Source organism: Gemmatimonadota bacterium (assembly GCA_040388535.1).
Lineage (GTDB): Bacteria > Gemmatimonadota > Gemmatimonadetes > Gemmatimonadales > GWC2-71-9 > Palsa-1233.
This window is the reverse complement of sequence record JAZKBR010000009.1, coordinates 123,326-142,759: the sequence shown is the minus strand read 5'-3', so window position 1 is coordinate 142,759 and position 19,434 is coordinate 123,326. Positions and strand designations below refer to the sequence as shown.

The window sequence follows — 19,434 nt, the reverse complement described above, 5'->3', positions numbered from 1 at the left end:
ACATTCACGATCATAGGACCGCCAGGGCTGGCTGGTACAGGACGCCGGTAAAGGTGGACCCGGTCGTGCCCGTGAGGCGCACGCGCCGGTACTCGCCGATAGCATCGGCAGGAACATCAAGGAGCACCAGAAAATTCTGGCGGGTGCGGGCCAGCATCAGGTCGCCCCGTTTCGCCGGCCGTTCCACGAGTGCCTCGTGGACCTCGCCGACCCGATCCGCGTTCCGACGCCGCGACTGGGCCCGGGCGGCCTCGATCAGCTGCTCCAGCCGCCCCGACGCCACGTCATCCGGAACGTGGTTCGGGATCTTGACCGCCGGCGTGCCGTCGCGGACCGAGTACTTGAAGGTGTAGGCCTCGTCGAAGGAGGCGTCCTGCACCATCGCCAGCGTCTCGGCAAAGTCGGCGTCGGTCTCGCCGGGAAACCCGACGATGATGTCGGTCGAAATCGTCATCCCCGGAATCGCCGTGCGCAAGTCGTTCACCACTTCGAGATAGCGCTCGCGCGTGTAGCGACGAAGCATCCGCTTCAGCACCGCGTTCGATCCGCTCTGAACCGGGAGATGCACGTGTTCGCACACCGCCGGTGTCGTGGCCATCGCCTCGATCACCCCAGGAGTGAAGTCGGTCGGATACGGGGACGTGAATCGAATTCGCCGCACCCCATCCACCGCACCGACGGCGCGAAGCAACGCGGCAAAATCGTCGCTCCCGTCGTGGTATGAATTGACTGTCTGCCCGAGCAGCGTGACCTCGCTGACTCCGGTCTCGACCAGCTCGCGGACTTCACGCACGATATCGGCCAGCACGCGACTCCGCTCGGGACCTCTGGTCGTCGGCACGATACAGAAGGTGCAGCGATAGTCGCAGCCCCGCTGCACCGTCACGAAGGCGGTAGGGCCCGGTTCACGCAATTGGGGGATATCTTCGTAATGCTCCCAGCCGCGGTACTCCACATCGGCAACGCGAATGCCGCCGACCGCGTGGCGGAGCAGTTCCGGGAGATTGCGATAGGCATCGGGGCCGACGACGAGATCGACCTTCGGTACCCGCTCGAGCAGGATCGGACCGAGGCGCTGCGCCATGCAGCCCACGACGCCGAGCACACTGCCGGGATACTTGTGACGCTGCAATTCACCGACGCGACCGATCACCCGCTGTTCGGCGTTATCACGGACGGCACACGTATTGACGAGGATGACGTCGGCCCCTTCGGGCGACTCGGTGGGTTCGTAGCCGTCCCGGCCGAGGACACCAAACATCAGTTCGGTGTCGGCCACATTCATCTGGCAGCCATACGTCTCAATGTAGATCCGCTTCATCTGCAACCCATCCAGCGCGCTATGGCCGGAATCCGGCCGACCGCACCGAAATCCCTACCGAGAAGATCCAGCCGGTCTCGCGGTAGTCACTGCCCTGCTTCCGCTGGAAGCGCTCGAGCGCCAGGTCGATGCCACCGCGGTCACCGGCAAAGCGCAGCCCGGAGCCGATCGACACCCCGACTTCCTTCGGCCGACCCGCGGTCGTCAGCAGGAACGGCAGCTCCGCGTAACGCACGCCGAGTCGCAACGGCTTCTGCGCCGGGCGACGAAGGTTGCTGAGGATCTCGAGCCCCCCACTTGCTTCGAAAGTATTCACCGCGCCGATAGCCCCTTCTTCGCGGAGGCCCGCATCGGCACTCGACCAGTTGCGACGGATGACGGTCCCGGCGAACTCCACCCCCCGATGCACGCGCACTCGGACGCCGCCACTCAGCGTCAGCGGCAGCTTGATCGTCCCGCTGCTGCTCGACGAGTCACGCTGGACATCGAGATTGCCGTCCTGGCGGATGGCACCCGCGATCGCAATGCCGTTGGCGGGATTCAACAGGACGCCGGCCGAAAAACCGAAGCCCTTGTAGGAAAGTTCGGCCTTCTCGGCAATCGGCAGGTAATTGGTATCCGCCCACGAGCGACGTGACAGCAGCCGGTTCGAGCCGGTGAGAAAGTGCACGCCGGCGCCGAAGAGGACCCGCGGCGACGCCACATACGCGACACCGAGGCGGAGATCATTGATGCCGCCCAGCGATGTGAGGGTATCGGTGACATTGATCGGCTCGCCGCGTGGCGAGGCGACTCCGGTCGACACCAGCGTGAAGTCACGATCGGCATAGGTGGAGTAGCCGACGCCGACGGCGAACTTTGACGACGGGATCGGTCCTCCGATCAGGATCTGCGGGAAACGTGCGTCAGTCGCCTTCCCCGTTCCTGCCGGATTGCTGCTGTTCCGCCACGATGCGCTCGAAGTGAAGAGCGACGTGGTCTGGGTCAGTGCACCGAGCGCAGCTGGATTGAGACTCGACTCACCATCGAACAGACCGAACGCGCCGGCCATTCCCAGCGAGTGGGCCGAGACCGACCGGCCCGGGAGGCCGAGGCCGCGAACACCGAACTGCGACGACTGGGCTCGCGCCAGTGCAGGGACGCTTCCCACAATCGCCAGCGCAATCAGGATGCGGCGCATTGTCAGAAGCCCTCGAACGCGAAGGGGAGTCGATACGTCAGCCGCAGCCGGGGTCGGCCCGTCGCGGCGCGAGTCGAGTTGATCAGTGGCTTGAGGAAGGTTGCGCCTTCCGCCGCCAGCCCAAGTCGCACGATGGAGGGGAGCGGCGCCGATCCCTGCCAGAGCTGAACCACGGGGACCATCTCGATCTGCACGGCCGACATTCCCGGGAGCAACGTTGCGAATCCGAAGGCGCTCGAAGTGACCGGCGACTTGGGGCCGAAATCACTGAGCACCGCTCGGGCATCAAGAAATGTCGAATCTCCCGGGATCCCGAACAGCGGCTCTGAGGTCGTCAGTTCGAGCGTTGCCCGGACGATCCGTGCCGAGTCGCGCAGGTAGGGCGACAGTGTGAAGCGGAGGAACGCTCTCGATGCGGGGAAACCACCCACAGTCAGCACCCCGGCACTGGCAGGGGCCTCGACCGGCCGCAGCGTGAGATTCAGCGCCGGATTCCGGTTGATGATCTGCCGTTGAACCGTGGTGTCCGCAATGTTCGCGTGCACGAAGGTCGCGTACAGCGGCGATTCGGCGCCGCTGAGGAGCGAGCCGAAGCGCAGGCCCGTTGGTGCTGCCGACCGGAATTTCACGCCGATGACCAGTTGCGTCGTGTCGTCGGGTGAGAAGGCAAGCTTCGCGAGATCATCACCTTTGAGGACCAGCTGCTGCAGTCCCGACGCTGCCGCGTTCGCGACAGCGATCTCTCCCAGCTTGTTGGCCGGTGTCATCAACGGATCGACCGTCTCGAACGGCGTGAGTGTGTCCACGGAACGGGGCAATCGGTAGAACTCCAGCACCAGATCAGCGACGGCAAGATCCCGCTTCTGGAGCGTCACCTGGATGACTGCGGAATCGACCGTGAAGGTGCGATTGGTATCGCGGACGAGGATCGAGTCCCCGCGCTGCAGGAACTTCACAATGGCGCGTGACTCACCGTAGCCGCCACCATTGGACGCGAGGAGCCCGGTCGCGTCGAGCGTCGACGTGTATCCCGAGTAGCTCGAGTCGAGCCCGATCTCGGCGTCGAGAATGGTGTCGCGGAAGGCGCTCTGGCCGCCGGGACAAAGCGCCGGACAATCGGCCGGCGTCGTGAGCTTCTGGGTACAGGCAGTCACCAGCATCATCGCTGCCATCACCACCAGGGGCCATCGCTTCACTGCAGCACGTCGCGGTTGAAGGAGGCCGGGAGCAACTCAGCCATGGTCCACGAGATCCGGTCGGATCCGGCGTATGAGTCGACCTGCAACTGCAGCCCGAACTCGGCGAGCACCTGCCGACACGCCCCGCACGGGGCGATGGGCTCAGGCGCGTCACTCACCAGTGCCAGGCGCACGAAACGACGGTGGCCCGCCGCCACGGCCGCGACCACGGCACTGCGCTCCGCGCAGATAGTCAGCCCGTATGAGGCATTTTCGACGTTGCAACCGGTGACGATGGTACCCTCCTCAGTCTCCAGCGCCGCACCGACGTGAAAGCCGGAATACGGGGCGTAAGCGCGTGCTCGAGCGGCTTCCGCCGCAGTTCGCAGATCAGTCATCCAGTCCAGACCTCGCTCAGAAACGAGGTTCCTGCCGCTAGCGGGGGCAGACCGAGGAATTCCGCAATGGTTTGCCCGACATCGGCAAAGGTCTGGCGGACCCCGATGCTGACCGGCCGGACCCGTGGTCCCGCGACCAGGATCGGTACCTGTTCCCGGGCGTGGTCCGTCGACGGCGTCGTCGGATCGTTGCCGTGGTCGGCCGTGAAGATAATCAGGTCCTCGTCCCGAACCTGCCGCAGGATCCGCGGCATCCAGCGATCCAGCTCCTCGAGCCCGCTCCGGAAACCCGTCACATCGTTGCGGTGACCCCAGCTCTGGTCGAACTCGATCACGTTGGCAAAGAGAAAGCCCCGCCGCATCGCCAGCATCGCTCCTTCGATCAACTCGTAGGCATCCCGATTCGTCGGGGTGTGGATACTGGTGACCCCTCGACCGGCGAAAAGGTCATCAACCTTCCCGACACCGACCACGGGGATGTGCTGCGCGGCGAGACGATCGAGCAGGGTCTCACCGATCGGCTGCGACGAGAAGTCCTTCCGGTTCGCCGTACGCTGCCAGGCGCCGCGAGTTCCGCGGAAGGGTCGCGCGATCACTCGTGACACTCCGTGCTCGCCTTTCAGCAGATCGCGGGCGATCTGGCAGCCTGCATAGAGTTCGGCCAGCGAGACGACATCCTCGTGCGCCGCGACCTGAAAAACCGAATCCGCTGACGTGTAGACGATCCACTTGCCCGTCGCGAGATGTTCCGCACCGAGTTGGTCGAGGATCGCGGTCCCGGAGGCCGCCACGTTGCCGAGGACGCCACGGCCGGTCAGCCGGGCGAATTCGTCGAGCAGAGGCTGCGGGAATCCCTTCGGGTAGGTGGGAAAGGGTTCCTTGAGAATGACGCCACAGAGTTCCCAGTGGCCGGTGGTGCTGTCCTTCCCCGGGCTCCCCGGCTCGGCGACACCATGTGCTGCGGTCGGCGCGGTGACGGGAGGGAGTCCGCTATCGCCACAGAGCCCGAGCCCCATCGCTTCGAGGTTGGGGAGCTGCAGCCCAGCGGCCGAGCGCATCACGTTGCCGAGCGTGGCCGAACCGAGGTCGCCGTAGGCCGCCGTGTCATGCGCGGTGCCGACGCCAAGACCATCAAGCACGATGAGCCCGGCGCGACGAATCACTGCGTCTTGCCCGTCGCGAAGCGGAAACGAAGCCCGGTGAGGGCCTGCTCCATCAACAGCGCCTCGTCGGCATCAAGGTTTCCCTTGGTCTTCTCCTGCAGCGCACTGAGGGTGTCGATGAGCGCCTGAGCGAGCTGCCGCGCGTTTCCGGCACCGGCGGCTTCGGCACCCGGCGGGAGCTGACCATCGAGAGCGGCATTCGCCTGAGCGGCGAGACCGAGGATGAGCGATCCGAAATGCTGATTCATTCTCTGGGCAGGTAGCGGCGCGGGAGACGGCTCCCGAGCGCGGTGAGGAGTTCGTAACTGATTGTTCCCGCAAGGGCCGCTTGTTCGTCAAGCGTCACGATGCCGCCAAAGATCGTAGCCACGTCGCCGATCGCCACCGGCAGGTCGCCGGCATCGATCATTACGTGGTCCATGGTGACCCGGCCGACGATGCGCAGCCGGTGACCGAGGAGTTCGCAGGCACCGCCATTGGAGAGTCGACGACTCAGCCCATCAGCATAGCCGATGGCCAGTGTGGCGATCGTGGTCGCATTCGGCACGCCCCAGGTCGCTTCGTAGGAAACGGTGTCCCCGGCCGCGAGCCGCCGGACCGCCACCACCCGCGCACGCAACGCAGCCACCCGGATCGAATCGAAGCCGGAGATTCTGCCGCCATAAAGGTGGATTCCCGGGCGCGCGAGATCGCCGCTATACGGCTTCCCCGTGGCGCCTGCCGCCGAATTCGCCGCGTGGACCAGCGGGGGCCGGCGACCGAGCGCGTCAATGCACCCCTGCAAGCGGAGCCACTGCTGGCCGGTCGCCGCCGAATTGCGTTCCGCCGAATGGAAATGGGTGAAGACACCCTCCCATCCTGAGGCCTCGGCGAGCAGATTGCGCGCTTCGCCGAGCATCGCAGCGTCGTCCCAGCGGATTCCCGCTCGCGCCATCCCGGTATCGATCTCGAGGTGGAATGGGCCGCTGCCCTGTGCGAGCCAGGCGCGCAGCGAATCGAGGTCACCAATGACCGGTCGTGCTGCCACCGCGTTGACGTACTCGATCATCTCGGGGACGAGCGGTGAGAAGATCACGATCGGCCGCAGGATGCCGTTGACGTAGAGTTCACGGGCTTCGTCGACGGTGGCGACACCGTAGCCCCAGGGCTCGATCTCGGCGAGGGCGCGAGCCACCGCCACGGCCCCGAGGCCGTAGCCATCGGCCTTGACCATGGGCAGGAGCGGGACGCCGACCCGAGCGGCGTAGGAGCGGGCGTTCCGCACCAGGGAGTCGAGGTCCACATCGACCCAGGCGCGGGCGGTGTCGGGTGTGAAGGGTTTGCGCACGGTCGGAGACTAGGACCCCGGGGGGATGGATGCAAGACGAATCAGCGCTGGGACGGGCCGTGGCAATGGTCGCCGACCTGCGCGAGCGATGCAGCTGGGACCGGATCCAGACCCGGGAGACGTTGCGGCCCTACCTGATCGAGGAGGCCCACGAGCTCGCGGCAGCCCTCGGCACGGGCGATCAGGCCCAGATTCGCGAGGAAGTGGCCGACCTGATGCTCCACCTCGCCTGGCAGCTGGTGCTGGGCGCCGAATCGGGAGAATTCACTCCCGACGAGGTGGCCGACGACCTGGTCGCCAAGATGCGACGGCGCCATCCCCATCTCTTCGAGCTCGGTGAGCAGGAGGGGTGGGAGGCACTCAAGAACCGCGAACGGAAACGCAGCCACGGAACCCTCGACGGCCTCCCGGCCACCCTCCCCGAGCTATTGCTTGCCTACCGGTTGCAGGAACGCGCGGCAGGTGTCGGCTTCGACTGGCCAGATGTCCGCGGCCCGCTCGACAAGGTGCGTGAGGAACTCGCCGAGGTCGAAGCCGAGCTCGACCACAGCGACCCGTCGCGTGATCGGCTCACCGACGAGATCGGCGACTTGCTCTTTGCGGTGGTTAACGTCGCACGCAAGGCCGGCGTGCCGCCCGGAGCTGCGCTCGAGCGCAGCAACGCAAAATTCCGGGCACGATTCGCCGAGGTCGAACGCATCGCCGCCGAACGGAGTGTGAAACTCGGCGAGGCGTCGCTGGAGGAGCTGGATCTGATCTGGGATGAAGTGAAACGGAAGGGATGATGGATGATGGATGATGGATGACAGATGGGCGAGGGGCCATCGCCGAGGAGCCCTTCTCCATCATCCATCATCCACCATCCATCATCCTGCAGGGATCTTTGTTACGGGTAAAGGCGGTGGATCTGCCTCGGGAACGCAATCGCCTCCCGAATATGCGGGATGCCGCAGATCCAGGCGACGGTGCGCTCGAGACCGAGACCGAAGCCGGAGTGGACAAAGCCACCGTACTTCCGCAGGTCGAGGTACCAGCCGTACGACTTGGGATCGAGCCCTTGCGCCTCGATGCGGGCGAGGAGCTTGTCGTAATCGTCCTCACGCTGTGAGCCGCCGATGATCTCGCCGTAGCCTTCGGGCGCGAGGCAGTCGTTGCTGAGCACCGTGCGCGGATCGTCGGGATTCTCCTTCATGTAGAACGCCTTGAACGCCTTCGGATAGTTCATCACGAAGAGCGGCTTGTCGTACGCCTTGGCGAGCGCGGTCTCGTCATCGGCACCGAGGTCGGTGCCCCACTGGATATCGCTCCCCTGGGCCTGCAGCGCGGCGATCGCGTCGGTGTAGCTGATACGTGGGAAGGGCGCCGTGATGTTTGCGAGCTTGGAGGTATCGCGCTCGAGTTCCTTCAGTTCTTCCTGACGATTCTCCAGCACGCGCGCCACGAGGTACGACACGAAGTCTTCCTGCAGCTTCATGTTGTCGTTGGAATCGGCGAACGCCACTTCCGGTTCAATCATCCAGAACTCCGTCAGGTGGCGGCGCGTCTTCGACTTCTCGGCGCGGAAGGTCGGACCGAAGGTGTAGATCTTTCCGTGCGCGGCAGCGGCGGCTTCACCGTAGAGCTGTCCCGTCTGAGCGAGATAGGCCTGACCGAGGTCGAAATATTCCGTGGCGAAGAGCTCGCCGGCCTGCTCGCCGATCGAGCCGGTCAGGATCGGCGTGTCGACCCGAATGAATTCGCGCTCGTAGAAGAAGTCGCTGATCGCGTGCTCGATCTCGTTCCGCACGCGCGCGATCGCCACCTGCTTCTTCGAGCGGAGCCAGAGATGGCGGTGCTCGAAGAGAAAGGCGGTGCCGTGTTCCTTTGGCGTGATCGGGAAATCGACGCTCGGCGCCAGCACCGTCACATCGCTTGCGGTGAGTTCATAGCCGCCAGGCGCACGAGCGTCTTCGCGCACCGTGCCCGTGACTGACACGGTCGCTTCCTGAGTCAGGGTTGCAAAGCGCTCCCAGGCGCCTTCGACGATTTCATTTTTGGGGAAGACCGTCTGCAGGTAGCCGGAGCCATCGCGCATCACGAGGAAAGCGATCTTGCCGGAGGAGCGCGTGGTGGTGACCCACCCCCGTACAATGACCTGCTGCCCAACGTGCTGGCGGAGATCGCTGATCGAGGCGAAGGGCGTGGCGGAGCGAGTGTCTGGCGTCATCCGCGCATTTTAGGCCGGCTCCTCCCCTACCGCCAGTCGGTCCGCGATCCGCGCCAGCTGCTCGGCCGCCTTCCACTCGCGCTCCAGCAGCTTTAGCTCCCCTTCCAGCGCCCGACGCTCGGTCTCCTCGTGGGCCGTCATTTCGAGCGCCAGCCGGATCTCGGTCGGAACTTCTCGCACGACGTATCGCCGCTGCGTGGCAAATCGGAGTGGCTTCCCCACGACGTACTCCAGCAGGTGACTGCCGTCGCGGGCCGATTCCACCAGCCGCAGCGCCTCATCCACCTGTTCGCTCCCCTGTGCCCCCGGATCGAGCGCCGGCAGCAGCCGACCGAGGGTCGGGAAGAGCTCCCGGCCGTCGAAGAGTCCGAGGGAGGGCACGTCCCGAATCGACGGCAGGACCGGCTCACGCGGCCCGAAGAGCCGTTCCAGACCAGTCCGGTACGGCACCTCGAGGCGCCAGGTACCGTTGTCGTCAGCGGCAAGGGTGGCGTGCAGGAGCGCCGCGAGGGGAACCTGCACCAGCTGATCGGTCCACGGATCACGCAGCACATGCTGATTGTGGAAGGCCCGCCGGATGCCACGAAACATTTCGACGAGTGGCAGCGATGAAGTACTGCGTTGCCTTCGGGCGAGGACCCGCCCGTAACGCCACGCCGCGATTTCGGGCTTGAGTGCGGTGCCAATGCGGATCAGGTCGAGGCCGGCAGGGAGACGTGCGAGTCCGATGTTGTCTGTCGAGTAGCGCGCACGGGTATCGCGGAAGAGCCGTTCGCAGGCATCGATGGATTCAAGCCGCGTTTCGAACGGGACCAGATTCCATTTGGCGCAATGGGGGCAGACGACCCACAGGCGGCCGAGGGCGGCGTCGAAGGCAAAGCGCCGACCCACCGCCTGGCTGCCGAGTACGGTATTTTCTTCGAGATCGTGGGTACAGTAGAGACAGGTGCGGTACATCGGCGCCCCCCGAACGGGAGTGACACGTTCCCTCAGGAAGTTCCGTCCGGGGGATGGCAGCGGGCTGGCAGTGAGGTTACACGGGCGTAACAGCCGGATGACAATCAGCGGAGCGACGATGTCCCTAGCGACAGCGAGAGCGGCAATCAGGGTGGCGCATACGACCGCCGGCGACGGGCTCCGGATGTACTGGCGCGGTGCACTCCTCGCCGTGGTCGCGGGGATTGTGGCGCTCATCGCGGCGGCTCCGGTCGTGGCGCTGGCCGGCGGCCTCGAGCTCGGCGGGATGGTCCGGGGGTTGAACGGAACCTGGTCGCCGCAGGCAACACCGATTGCGGTCTTCCAGCAACGTGCCCTCGCTGCGCTTCTCGCTCCACTCCTGGGGGCCGCTGCCGGTGCCCTGGCGCTTGCTGCCATCACGATTCTTGTCGGCAGTGCGGCACGCGCCGGTCAGCGCTCCGGCGAGATCGCCGTGCGCCGTGCGGTTGGTGCGTCACGCGGGGCGCTCACCCTGATGGCGATGGTCGAGGCCGCGCTGCTCGCCGGCGCGACCTGCTTTGCGAGTGGCGGTTTCGCCACGGTGGCGTTCCGGCTCGCGCGGGCGGAGTGGCCTGGTGCATCAGCGCTGCCGGGGCTCCCCGCCGCACTGGTGGTCGCAGCCTTTCTCGCAACTTTTCTCCTCGGCGCGCTCTTCGTGATGGTTCCGGCGCGGGGCAGTTACGTGCGCGTTGCCAGCGGGCCGCCGCTCGAACTCTACCTCGCGGCAGCACTTCTCTCGATCGGCCTGCTGGTCGTCACGGCGAGCGCACTGCTCTCGCGGCATGTTGAGGCGATGCTCACGGCTCCGGCAATATCGACCAGCTCGGCAGCGATTTATCGGGTCGATGCCAGCCATGCGGAGCTGCCCGACTATCAGTCGCTCCTCGGCGCGCTCGGCGCGACCCCCGGAGTCCTGTCTGCGAGCATTGCGACGCCCGGCGTCGCCCTCGGGCTCGGCGAGGTCGGCGGACTCACCACCGACTGCGGCGATTGCTCGGAGGCGAACATGCACCTCCCGTTTAGGCTCACCACTGCCGTTCGTCATCTGGTAAGCGCCGACTCCTTCCGTTCGATCGGTGCCAGTGTCGTTGCCGGCCGCGGTATCACCAGCGCGGATGTCGCCGGCAGTCAACGCGTCGCCGTTGTGAATCGCGCCCTCGCGCGCCGGCACTTCCAGTACGGCGAGCCAATCGGCCGGCGCCTGCAGCTCGACGGAGTCGACGGATGGTACACGGTGGTGGGCGTCGTCGATGAACCGGTCGCGGCCGGCTTCGGCGCGTCGTTGCTGCCCCGGTACGCGGTCTACCTCAGCGTCTTGCAGCATCGCACGCCGCAGCTCGAAGTGATGGTCCGCGCCAACCCGGGGACAACACTTTCCGACGCCGGCGGTGTGATCGCGGCGACACTGCATTCCATCGCCGGGATGCCGCTCACGATGAGCGAGGCGGCCATGCGCGCGGCGCAGTTGGCTCCACTCCGCTGGTTTGCGCGATGGATCACGATCGAGGGCTGGGCCGGGTGGCTCATCGCGGCGCTCGGGACGCTGGTCCTGGTGCGACTCTGGATCGGCGCCCTGATCCCCGAACTCGGCGTTCGTCGCGCCGTGGGTGCGCGTCGGCGGCACATCTTCATCACGGTAGCAGGTCGCGCCGCGCTCGCCGGTGTCGGTGGCGTTGCCTGCGCCCTCTGGTTCGGGCCGGGTGCCTGGCAGATCTTCACCACAGTGATACCGGGGCTACCGGCGTGGGAACCAACACTGATCATTCGCTACGGCGGGATCCTGATCGCGGTCGCGCTGCTGGCGGCGCTGCCTGGTGCATGGCGCGCGATGCACACGGGGCCGGCGGAACTGGTGGGCGCAGCGGATGGGTGAGGGAGAAGGGTCAAGGGAGAAGGGAGAAGGGAGAAGGGTGATGGGAGAAGGGTGATGGGTGATGGATTCCCACTGTCATCCTGAGCGAAGCGAGCCGCGGGCGAGCGCAGTCGAAGGAGCGACCCTCCGCGCCTCTCCTCCACCCATCACCCATCGCCCATCACCCATCACCCTTCTGTCTGCATCGCCAGCCCGTCACTGATCTTCGCAAGCCGATCTGCTTCCTTCCACTGCCATTCGAGCATCGTCAGTTCCCCCGCGAGCGCCTCGCGTTCCGATTCCTCGTGAAACCCCATCTCCATCGCGAGCCTCATTTCACCGGGAATTCGGCGCAGTTCGACAATATGTGCGAAGCGGAACTCGGCCGGCAGCAATTCGATGATCCGCCGAGAGGTCCCACGATCATCGAGAAGATCAACCGCGCCTCTCACCTCGTTTCGATCACCGACCCATCGATTGGCGTGGGCCAGGGCGCTTGCAAGGAGTACCTCGGCATCGCGCCCCGTCATCAGCCGGTTGGGAGAGGGAGTACGAGCGCTTGCATAACCGAACTCGTCTCGCCCGCCCCAGTGGGTGCGTACCCCCCAGGTCCGATCTGGACGCCACTGAATTCGTAGTTGATCCACCTGATTCCGCGTCAACTCGATCGGCGCCCCTTCCGAGCGAGGCACCCTGAGTACCACCCGGCGCCCGCGCACGAGACTGTTGGAGGCATACAGGAGCATCGGCACGAGGGCAAGCGACGCGCCGGCAACCAATCCGCCCGCGAAGATTCCGCCACTCAACACAGCCGCACCTGCGCCGACGGCCAACGCACGTTTCCGGCGCCTCCCGAATTGGTCCCCGTACCGCCACGCCGCGAACTCGGGTCGGAGTGCGGGACCAATGCGCACAAGTTCCAGCCCTTCCTTTAGCCGCGCGATCCCGATGTTGTCGGTGGAGAAGCGTACTCGGGTATCGCGGAAGAGACGCTCACCCGCGTCGATGCTCTCGAGTCGGGTATCGAACGGCACCAGGTTCCACTTGGCACAGTGGCGGCACACGACCCAAAGCCGACCTTGCGCCGCGTCGAACGCAATGCGCCGCCCGACGGGCAGCGTCTCGATCACCTCGTTCGTGCCAAGGCTGCGAGTGCAGTAGAGGCAGGTGGAGTACATCTACGACGACGCCCGGGGTCGGCCGGGATGGATTCGGGATGATGGATGGTGGATCATGGCTGATCGATGGGCGATGGGCGATGGGCGTTCTGTCGGATGACCAGCTGCTCATCAATCGACTCGGGAAGCGCGAGGTCGTCGCTGATCTTCGCGAGGCGATCGGCTTCTTCCCACTGGCGCTCGAGCAGGGAGAGCTCGCCCTCGAGAATTCTTCGCTCCGTGGTTTCGTTGGACGCCATCTCCATTGCGAGGCGGGATACAGAATTGGTGCCACCGAGCGTGTGGGATTCCCAAGCAGAGTGATGGTTGGCATTTGCCAGGGCAATGATCGAACGATGAGTAGCGAGGAGTTCCGTCGCACCCTGTACCTCGGCGACCGAGCCCGCAGTACCAGCGATGACAGGGAGCATCCTGGTCAGGAGCACCTCGGCGTCCTGCTCCTTGAATTCGACACTATCATGGACCCGGCTTCCTTTCGTCCACGCCCCTGGTACATCGAGCCGCGAAGGCACCTCAAGCGTGAATCCGGCTCGGTCACAATGGCGCAGCCAGGCTCCGCTGATATCGGCGTGCGTCAGTGTGAGCTGCTGGCCAGTCTCGAGTCGGTGCCGGACCCGGATTCGCCGCTTCTGCCAGAGTTTCGGAACGTGGATCAATCCCTGAACCCATACCGTTCCTCCCCCTAGTGCCGCACGAGCTCCGAAATACGCTGCGAGAACGCCCACTGCGAGGCTGCCGCTCACCAGCAGGTTCCGCCTCCGCCGCGACGCGAACCGCGCCCCATACCGCCACGCCGCAAACTCCGGTCGCAACGCCGGGCCGATGCGCACCAGCTCGAGCCCTTCGCGCAGTCGCGCGAGTCCGATGTTGCCAGTGGAGTAACGCGTACGCGTGTCGTGAAAGAGTCGCTCCGCCTCGTCGATGCTTTCGAGTCGCGACTCGAATGGGACCAGGTTCCAGCGGGCACAACTCCGGCAGATGATCCAGAGCCGGCCATTGGCGCCGTCGAACGCGAGGCGTCGCCCCACGGGGAGCGACTCGAGCACTTCATTCTGGCCGAGTGAGGCGTTACAGAAGAGACAGGTGGCGTACACGACTTAGACGCCGCGTTGATCGTCGATCGAGGATCGTCGAGCGTTCTGGAGCTCGGCGAGATCCGCGTTGACCGAGTCCTGGATGGCCAGCGAGTCGCTGATGTGCGCCAGCCGCTCAGCTTCCTTCCACTGCCACTCGAGCAGGGCGAGTTCACCGGACAGCGCGTCGCGCTCCGATTGCTCGTGCAGCGCCATCTCGGTGGCGAGTCGCCAGGTCTTGGGAAGATCCTTGACCAGCCGGAGCCGCGAGTACCGGGAGTACTCGTCGATCCCGGTCACCAGTTCGTGCAGGTCGCCCTTCGATTCCACCAGTTCCACGGCCTCCTGCACCTCCGCCTTCTTCCCCATCCACCGATTGGTGTGCCCCAGGATTCCGGCAAGCACCCGCTCGGCGTCGGGGCCGGTGATCACCTGATCATCCTCGCCACTACGGGAGGTCCGCACACCAAAGATCCGGTTCGCATCGAGCCGCGTGCGGATCCCCCATCCGCCACTAGTCAACGCCTGAAATCGAGCGCGGTCGGCTGAGGCCGCCGTCAGCTGGATCGGATCGGCCCCTTCGCGTGGCACACGCACGATGATGCGACGGCCACGAATCGACTTGATCACCGCGCGTGCCAGCTGTGGTCCGAGGCCTGCACCGATCCCAACCGCTGCTCCACCAGCGATCAGGCCGACACCCACAGCCGCCAGCCCCGCGCCGATGAGGAGATTCTGCTTCCGCCGGCGCCCGAACTGATCTCCGTAACGCCACGCGGCAAACTCGGGTCGCAGCGCTGGCCCTACGCGCACCAGTTCCAGACCTTCCCGGACACGCGCAATGCCGATGTTGTCGGTCGAAAAACGCACCCGGGTACTGCGGAAGAGTCCCTCCGCCGTCTCGATACTCTCGAGCCGAGTGTCGAACGGCACCAGGTTCCACTTGGCGCAGTGTCGGCACACCACCCACAGCCGTCCCTGAGCCGCGTCAAAGGCGATCCGTCGACCAATCGGCAGCGTCTCGATGACCTCGTTCCGGCCGAGAGCTTTGGTGCAGAAGAGGCAGGTGGAATACATCAGCCCACCCGGAAAAGCGCTTCGGCTCTGGGGTAGCGGGCAAGCGCCCGTTCGCGCAGTGGCCGGTTTTCCCGCTTTTCGAGCACAGGGTCGGCATCGAGCACCGCGCGCGCGAGCGCCCGCGCTTCACCGAGGAGATCCGTATCATCGGGAAAGCGCGCGATCTTGAAATCGACGCCCCCGCTCTGTCGCGCGCCGAGCAGGTCACCGTGGCTCCGCTCTTCCAGATCGAGTTCCGCGATCTTGAAGCCATCATCGGTGAGCGCAAAGGCACGGAGCCGCTCCGGAACGAAATCGGAATTCGTGAGCAGGATGCAGTGCGATTCCTTGCTCCCCCGCCCCACTCGTCCGCGCAGCTGATGCAACTGGGCCAGGCCGAAGCGCTCGGGATGCTCGATCACCATCACGGTGGCGTTCGGGACATCGATCCCCACTTCAATCACCGTGGTCGCCACCAGTACGCCGACCTTGCCATCGCGGAAGTTGCGCATCACCTCTTCGCGAGCCGGTGGCTTCACCCGCCCGTGCACTAGCCCGATGCTCACATCATCCCACTGTGCCGTGAGCGTCGCCGCCATCGTCTCGGCGGCCCGCAGGTCGGCCCGTTCGCTCTCCTCGATCACCGGCAGGACGATGTACGCCTGCCCACCCTCGCGCACCGTGTTATGCACAAAGTCAAGGACTCTGGCGCGGTGCGCCGGCGTGCGTATCGCCGTCTTGATCGTGCCCCGCCCCGGCGGCTTCGCGCGCAGCACCGACATATCGAGGTCGCCGTACCGCGTGAGTGCCAGCGATCGCGGAATCGGCGTCGCCGTCAGCAGCAGCACATCCGGTGCCTCGCCCTTCCCCATCAGCGCGGCACGCTGCTCCACCCCGAAGCGATGCTGCTCGTCGATCACCACCAGGCCGAGCTTGTGAAACGTCACCGACTCCTGCACCAGCGCATGCGTTCCTACCACCAGTCGCGTCTCGCCCGAGGCGAGCCGGGCTCGGGCTGCGCGCTTGTCGGCGGCGCCGAGGCGGCCGATGAGCAGCTCAGGTACCAGCCCGAGCGGTGCCAGCAAGGAGGACAGCGTCCGGAAATGCTGCTCGACCAGCAACTCCGTCGGAGCCATCAACGCGGCCTGATAGTCGTTCTCGAGCGCCAGCAGCATCGCGAAGAGCGCCACGACGGTCTTGCCGGTGCCGACATCACCCATCAGCAACCGGTGCATCCGCTCTTCGCTGGTCATGTCATCAAAGATCTCGCGAATGGACTGCTTCTGGTCGCCCGTGAGCTCCCACGGCAGCGCCTCGCGCAGCGCCGTCGTGAGCGTGCGGTGCGCGGTGAACCGCGTCCCCCGCTGGCCCGTCTTCGCGACGTGCCTCGCTCGTGCCAGCGTGAGCTGCAGATCAAAGAGCTCATCCACCGCCAGCCGCCGGCGCCCCGCCTCTGCCTCGGCCACCGTCGTGGGGCGATGAACCGCGCGCAGCGCCTCGCTCAACGGTGGCAGCTTGAAACGGAGTCGCAGTTCTTCAGGGAGGATGTCCGGCACCAGCGGGATGAGCGACTCAAGGTGCGTGTCGATCAGCGCCCGGATCTGCTTGTGCGACAGACCTTCGGTCGCGGGATAGACCGGTAGCACTCGGCCCGCGGCCGACGGGTCATCCGGATCGCCCAGAATGACCATCTCGCGCGGTGCCATCTGTCGGCCGTGGTAGAACCGTACAGGCCCGGCCACCAACAAAAGCTGCCCCTCCTTGATCGTGCGGTCGAGGAAGCTCTGACCGGGCCAGGCGCACTCGAGAACCCCACTGGCGTCCTTGAGCACCGCGTGAAAAATCCGTAGCCCCTTCCGGGTCGGCAGAATCCCCTTGCTCACCACCGTTCCGATACACGCAACGTCCTCGCCTACCTTTGCTTTGGCGAGTGGCGTCACGGTAGAGGCATCGAGATAGCGATGTGGCAGGTGGAGCAGCAGGTCCTGCGCGCTGAGCACACCCAGACGCGCGAGCGCCTCGGCGCGTTTCTCGCCGATTCCTTTGAGGAACTGCACGGGGGTGTCAGGGCGAAGCTGGGGCACAGTGGAAAGTAAGCGGAGCGAATCCCCCAGCTACTCCATCAGGAACATCCAGGCTTCCCCATCGATCACCGTTTCGCCCCGCTGGTTCGCAATGCGCGCCTGCAGCCGGACCCGGCGCCGCCCCGGCACCAACTCGACCACCACCACGCTCGCAGTCACCGTGTCGTCGAGCCGCACTGGGGCCAGAAAGTTCAGGCTCTGGCTGACATAGACCGCCCCCGTCCCCGGAAGCTTCATTCCGAGCACGGTCGAGAGGAGGCTCGCGGTCAGCATCCCGTGCGAGATGATCCCCCCGAAGCGACTCTGCTCGGCGAAGTCCTGATCGAAATGCAGCGGGTTCCGGTCGCCGGTGAGGGCCCCAAACGCGTCGATCTCTTCGATCCCGATCATCTTCGAGACCTCCGCAGCCATTCCGATCTCCAGCTCCGCGAATCGCATTACCCCTCCATGATCAGTCGAACATCCGGATCGAGATCGCCTGCGGCATCGGCTCGTGTCAGCCATGAGACCACGAAAAACGTGAGCAGCGACAGCAGCAGCGCGAGCCCGGACGCCGTGATGCCCGCGGGGAGGAGGAGCCGTTTCGACCAGACCAGTGTCTCCCCAAGCAGCGTGACCACCAGCCCCACCCAGACCGATGCGATGGCGCCGCGCCGCGTCGCACCCGGCCAGCAAAGGCCGAGGGCAAGTGAAGGGACCAGCGTGGATGCGAAGAGTCCCCAGCCAAAGATCCCAAGCAGCGCGATCAGCACCCCGCTCTTGAGGGCGAGGACCACTCCCGCGAGGGTGATCACGACGGTGACCGCGCGCCCCACAAACAGCTCGCGCGTCACCCGCCGCCCGAACGCGATCGGGAGGTCGTGCATGACCGCAGCCGCCCCGACATTCAGGAAGGAGTTCACGGTGCTCATGATCGCGGCGGTTACCCCGCTGAAGACCACACCGGCGAGGAGGGGTGTCGCGAAGTGCAGCAGAAACGTCGGAGTGGCATCATCCGGCCGCCCCAGTGCCGCGAGGTCTCCGCGCACGACCGCGGCCTTGACGGCAAAGCCGACGCCGACCAAGAGTAGCAGCGCCAGCAGCATCGCGCCCGTCATCACCAGCGGGTACCACTTCAGCCGCCGCGCATCCTTCAGCATATAGAACTTGTGCAGCACGTGGGGCTGCCCCAACGCACCCAGCCCAAAGACGAAGAAGAACGAAAGCGCGGCAACCGGCGCAAGCTTTCCCCACGGCCCGAACCAGGCCGGGTCGCTGCCGCTGATGGTCTCGGCGAGCCGCTGCATCCCGCCCCCGCTCCGAAGTGCGGTGATGAAGACGGCAGCCGACGCCACCGCCTTCACGCTCCCCTGAAAGACATCGGTGTAGATCCCCGCCAGCATTCCGCCGGGCGCGGTATACGCCAGGATCAGTGCCGCGCCGATCCAGATGCCGCGACTGAGCCCGGTGTGGAAGACCGCGTCGAGAATGAATCCAAGGGCGAGGAAGTTCGTCGCGGCATACCCGATGATCGCGATGAGAATTGCCACCGCCGCGAGTCCCTGCAGCGCAGGCGAGCGATAGCGCGCGCCAAGCGCGTCAGGAATCGTGATCAATCCACGCACTTCGCCGAGCAATCGCATCCGCTTGGCCAACACCCATGCCGTCATCGCCCCAGTGATGGACGCCGGCAGTACAATGAAGACCGCGCCGAGGCCGATGGTATAGACCAGCCCCGGGCCACCGATGAAGCCGAAACCCGACAGGGCCGAGGCCATGGCGGCGATCGCGAGCGCCCAGAGCCCGACGCCCCGGCCCGCCACGAAGTAGTCGCGCGCATCGCGGGTTCGGCGGACGGCCCAGATCGCGATGGCTGCGCAGACGATGAGGTAGAAGAGCGCGACCCACACGATTTCAGGATCCGCGGCTACCGAGAGTGCCCGCGTCTGCAGCAACAGTTCGACCCCGATCACGAGGAGGACTTGCCAGTGTGGGTCTCGCGCAGTCGCCGACACTCGTCTCGCAGGCGCTCGAGCGAACTCTCATCGAGCCCACCGGCGTCAAAATCGGCGGCATAGAGGAACGGCAGCACAAGGAAAGGCAGTACGCCGACGCCGAGGAGGATGATCGCGGCGCGACGAGGCAGTCCGAGGAAGTATGGTCCTGTGGCAATGTTCTCGGGCGGCAGCAGCGCCGCCGCGCCGAATCCGAGAATGATGACGCCGGCCAGGAAGCCTGCAGCAATCAGGACAGGTCGATTCGTTCGCCCGGGTCGCGCACCGCCGAGGATGGTGATCCCACTCACCTGGAGCGCAATGCCGGCGATCATCGCGTAGAGCGCGAATGCCGGCGCGCGACCAGCCCAGGTCGCAAGGTATGCAGCTCCGACAAGGAGGACTCCAGCCACCACTGCTGCGAGTGCCGCACTCCGGACACGGTGCAC

Annotated in this window: 18 protein-coding genes; 2 read left to right on the top strand and 16 right to left on the bottom strand. The window is 65.6% G+C overall.

Going from position 1 to position 19,434, the window contains the following annotated elements:
• Nucleotides 1–10: 10 nt before the first annotated feature.
• From miaB to alr, 7 genes are read right to left on the bottom strand one after another with little or no spacing between them, the layout of a single operon-like run.
• Nucleotides 11–1,321, bottom strand: a complete 1,311-nt coding sequence (gene miaB, locus V4558_16580) for a tRNA (N6-isopentenyl adenosine(37)-C2)-methylthiotransferase MiaB (protein MES2307119.1) — start codon at nucleotides 1,319–1,321, stop codon at nucleotides 11–13.
• 19 nt (nucleotides 1,322–1,340) lie between these two features.
• Nucleotides 1,341–2,501, bottom strand: a complete 1,161-nt coding sequence (locus V4558_16575) for a hypothetical protein (GenBank protein MES2307118.1) — start codon at nucleotides 2,499–2,501, stop codon at nucleotides 1,341–1,343.
• Nucleotides 2,502–2,503: 2 nt separating this feature from the next.
• Nucleotides 2,504–3,697 (bottom strand): hypothetical protein, encoded by a 1,194-nt coding sequence (locus V4558_16570; GenBank protein ID MES2307117.1) that lies wholly within the window; start codon nucleotides 3,695–3,697, stop codon nucleotides 2,504–2,506.
• A complete protein-coding gene (locus V4558_16565) occupies nucleotides 3,694–4,077 on the bottom strand; it encodes a cytidine deaminase (protein MES2307116.1) in 384 nt (127 codons plus the stop codon). The genes V4558_16570 and V4558_16565 overlap by 4 nt, the downstream gene beginning before the upstream one ends.
• Nucleotides 4,074–5,240, bottom strand: coding sequence for a phosphopentomutase (locus V4558_16560; GenBank protein ID MES2307115.1), 1,167 nt, complete (start codon nucleotides 5,238–5,240; stop codon nucleotides 4,074–4,076). The genes V4558_16565 and V4558_16560 overlap by 4 nt, the downstream gene beginning before the upstream one ends.
• Entirely contained in the window at nucleotides 5,237–5,488 is a 252-nt protein-coding gene (locus V4558_16555; protein MES2307114.1) for a DUF1844 domain-containing protein, read from the bottom strand. Before V4558_16555 ends, V4558_16560 begins: the two co-directional genes overlap by 4 nt.
• Nucleotides 5,485–6,567, bottom strand: coding sequence for an alanine racemase (gene alr, locus V4558_16550; GenBank protein MES2307113.1), 1,083 nt, complete (start codon nucleotides 6,565–6,567; stop codon nucleotides 5,485–5,487). Before alr ends, V4558_16555 begins: the two co-directional genes overlap by 4 nt.
• 29 nt (nucleotides 6,568–6,596) lie before the next feature.
• Between alr and mazG the strand changes: the two genes are divergently transcribed.
• Nucleotides 6,597–7,352: a nucleoside triphosphate pyrophosphohydrolase gene (gene mazG, locus V4558_16545; GenBank protein MES2307112.1), complete on the top strand. Its 756-nt coding sequence runs from the start codon at nucleotides 6,597–6,599 to the stop codon at nucleotides 7,350–7,352.
• A 101-nt stretch (nucleotides 7,353–7,453) separates the two neighbouring features.
• Here the strand turns inward: mazG and asnS are convergent, their stop codons facing one another.
• Together asnS and V4558_16535 are read right to left on the bottom strand one after the other, a co-directional pair.
• Nucleotides 7,454–8,773: an asparagine--tRNA ligase gene (asnS, locus tag V4558_16540; protein ID MES2307111.1), complete on the bottom strand. Its 1,320-nt coding sequence runs from the start codon at nucleotides 8,771–8,773 to the stop codon at nucleotides 7,454–7,456.
• A gap of 9 nt (nucleotides 8,774–8,782) precedes the next feature.
• On the bottom strand, nucleotides 8,783–9,730 hold the full coding sequence (locus V4558_16535; protein ID MES2307110.1) for a hypothetical protein: 948 nt from the start codon (nucleotides 9,728–9,730) through the stop codon (nucleotides 8,783–8,785).
• Nucleotides 9,731–9,848: 118 nt separating this feature from the next.
• On the opposite strand from V4558_16535, the gene V4558_16530 reads away from it, so the two are divergent.
• Nucleotides 9,849–11,642, top strand: coding sequence for an ABC transporter permease (locus tag V4558_16530; GenBank protein ID MES2307109.1), 1,794 nt, complete (start codon nucleotides 9,849–9,851; stop codon nucleotides 11,640–11,642).
• A gap of 167 nt (nucleotides 11,643–11,809) precedes the next feature.
• Here V4558_16530 and V4558_16525 read toward each other — a convergent pair whose 3' ends face one another.
• The 7 genes from V4558_16525 to V4558_16495 are packed head-to-tail and all read right to left on the bottom strand — an operon-like array spanning nucleotide 11,810 to nucleotide 19,434.
• Nucleotides 11,810–12,799: a hypothetical protein gene (locus V4558_16525; protein MES2307108.1), complete on the bottom strand. Its 990-nt coding sequence runs from the start codon at nucleotides 12,797–12,799 to the stop codon at nucleotides 11,810–11,812.
• A gap of 53 nt (nucleotides 12,800–12,852) precedes the next feature.
• Entirely contained in the window at nucleotides 12,853–13,893 is a 1,041-nt protein-coding gene (locus V4558_16520) for a hypothetical protein (protein MES2307107.1), read from the bottom strand.
• A gap of 3 nt (nucleotides 13,894–13,896) precedes the next feature.
• Nucleotides 13,897–14,949, bottom strand: a complete 1,053-nt coding sequence (locus V4558_16515; GenBank protein ID MES2307106.1) for a hypothetical protein — start codon at nucleotides 14,947–14,949, stop codon at nucleotides 13,897–13,899.
• The gene (recG, locus tag V4558_16510; GenBank protein ID MES2307105.1) at nucleotides 14,949–17,012 is read right to left on the bottom strand and encodes an ATP-dependent DNA helicase RecG; all 2,064 of its coding nucleotides are present in this window, start codon (nucleotides 17,010–17,012) and stop codon (nucleotides 14,949–14,951) included. Before recG ends, V4558_16515 begins: the two co-directional genes overlap by 1 nt.
• A 30-nt stretch (nucleotides 17,013–17,042) precedes the next feature.
• Nucleotides 17,043–17,450 carry a MaoC family dehydratase gene (locus tag V4558_16505; protein MES2307104.1) on the bottom strand — a complete coding sequence of 136 codons (408 nt, stop codon included), beginning with the start codon at nucleotides 17,448–17,450 and terminating at the stop codon, nucleotides 17,043–17,045.
• Entirely contained in the window at nucleotides 17,450–18,964 is a 1,515-nt protein-coding gene (locus V4558_16500; GenBank protein MES2307103.1) for a hypothetical protein, read from the bottom strand. The genes V4558_16505 and V4558_16500 overlap by 1 nt, the downstream gene beginning before the upstream one ends.
• On the bottom strand, nucleotides 18,961–19,434 hold the full coding sequence (locus V4558_16495) for a hypothetical protein (GenBank protein MES2307102.1): 474 nt from the start codon (nucleotides 19,432–19,434) through the stop codon (nucleotides 18,961–18,963). The genes V4558_16500 and V4558_16495 overlap by 4 nt, the downstream gene beginning before the upstream one ends.

Excerpts from the sequence above, each read along its gene's own strand:
- miaB (MES2307119.1), bottom strand. The coding sequence starts at position 1,321 with ATGAAGCGGATCTACATTGAGACGTATGGCTGCCAGATGAATGTGGCC.
- V4558_16575 (MES2307118.1), bottom strand. The coding sequence starts at position 2,501 with ATGCGCCGCATCCTGATTGCGCTGGCGATTGTGGGAAGCGTCCCTGCA.
- V4558_16565 (MES2307116.1), bottom strand. The coding sequence starts at position 4,077 with ATGACTGATCTGCGAACTGCGGCGGAAGCCGCTCGAGCACGCGCTTAC.
- V4558_16555 (MES2307114.1), bottom strand. The coding sequence starts at position 5,488 with ATGAATCAGCATTTCGGATCGCTCATCCTCGGTCTCGCCGCTCAGGCG.
- mazG (MES2307112.1), top strand. The coding sequence starts at position 6,597 with ATGCAAGACGAATCAGCGCTGGGACGGGCCGTGGCAATGGTCGCCGAC.
- asnS (MES2307111.1), bottom strand. The coding sequence starts at position 8,773 with ATGACGCCAGACACTCGCTCCGCCACGCCCTTCGCCTCGATCAGCGAT.
- V4558_16535 (MES2307110.1), bottom strand. The coding sequence starts at position 9,730 with ATGTACCGCACCTGTCTCTACTGTACCCACGATCTCGAAGAAAATACC.
- V4558_16530 (MES2307109.1), top strand. The coding sequence starts at position 9,849 with ATGTCCCTAGCGACAGCGAGAGCGGCAATCAGGGTGGCGCATACGACC.
- V4558_16525 (MES2307108.1), bottom strand. The coding sequence starts at position 12,799 with ATGTACTCCACCTGCCTCTACTGCACTCGCAGCCTTGGCACGAACGAG.
- V4558_16515 (MES2307106.1), bottom strand. The coding sequence starts at position 14,949 with ATGTATTCCACCTGCCTCTTCTGCACCAAAGCTCTCGGCCGGAACGAG.
- V4558_16505 (MES2307104.1), bottom strand. The coding sequence starts at position 17,450 with ATGCGATTCGCGGAGCTGGAGATCGGAATGGCTGCGGAGGTCTCGAAG.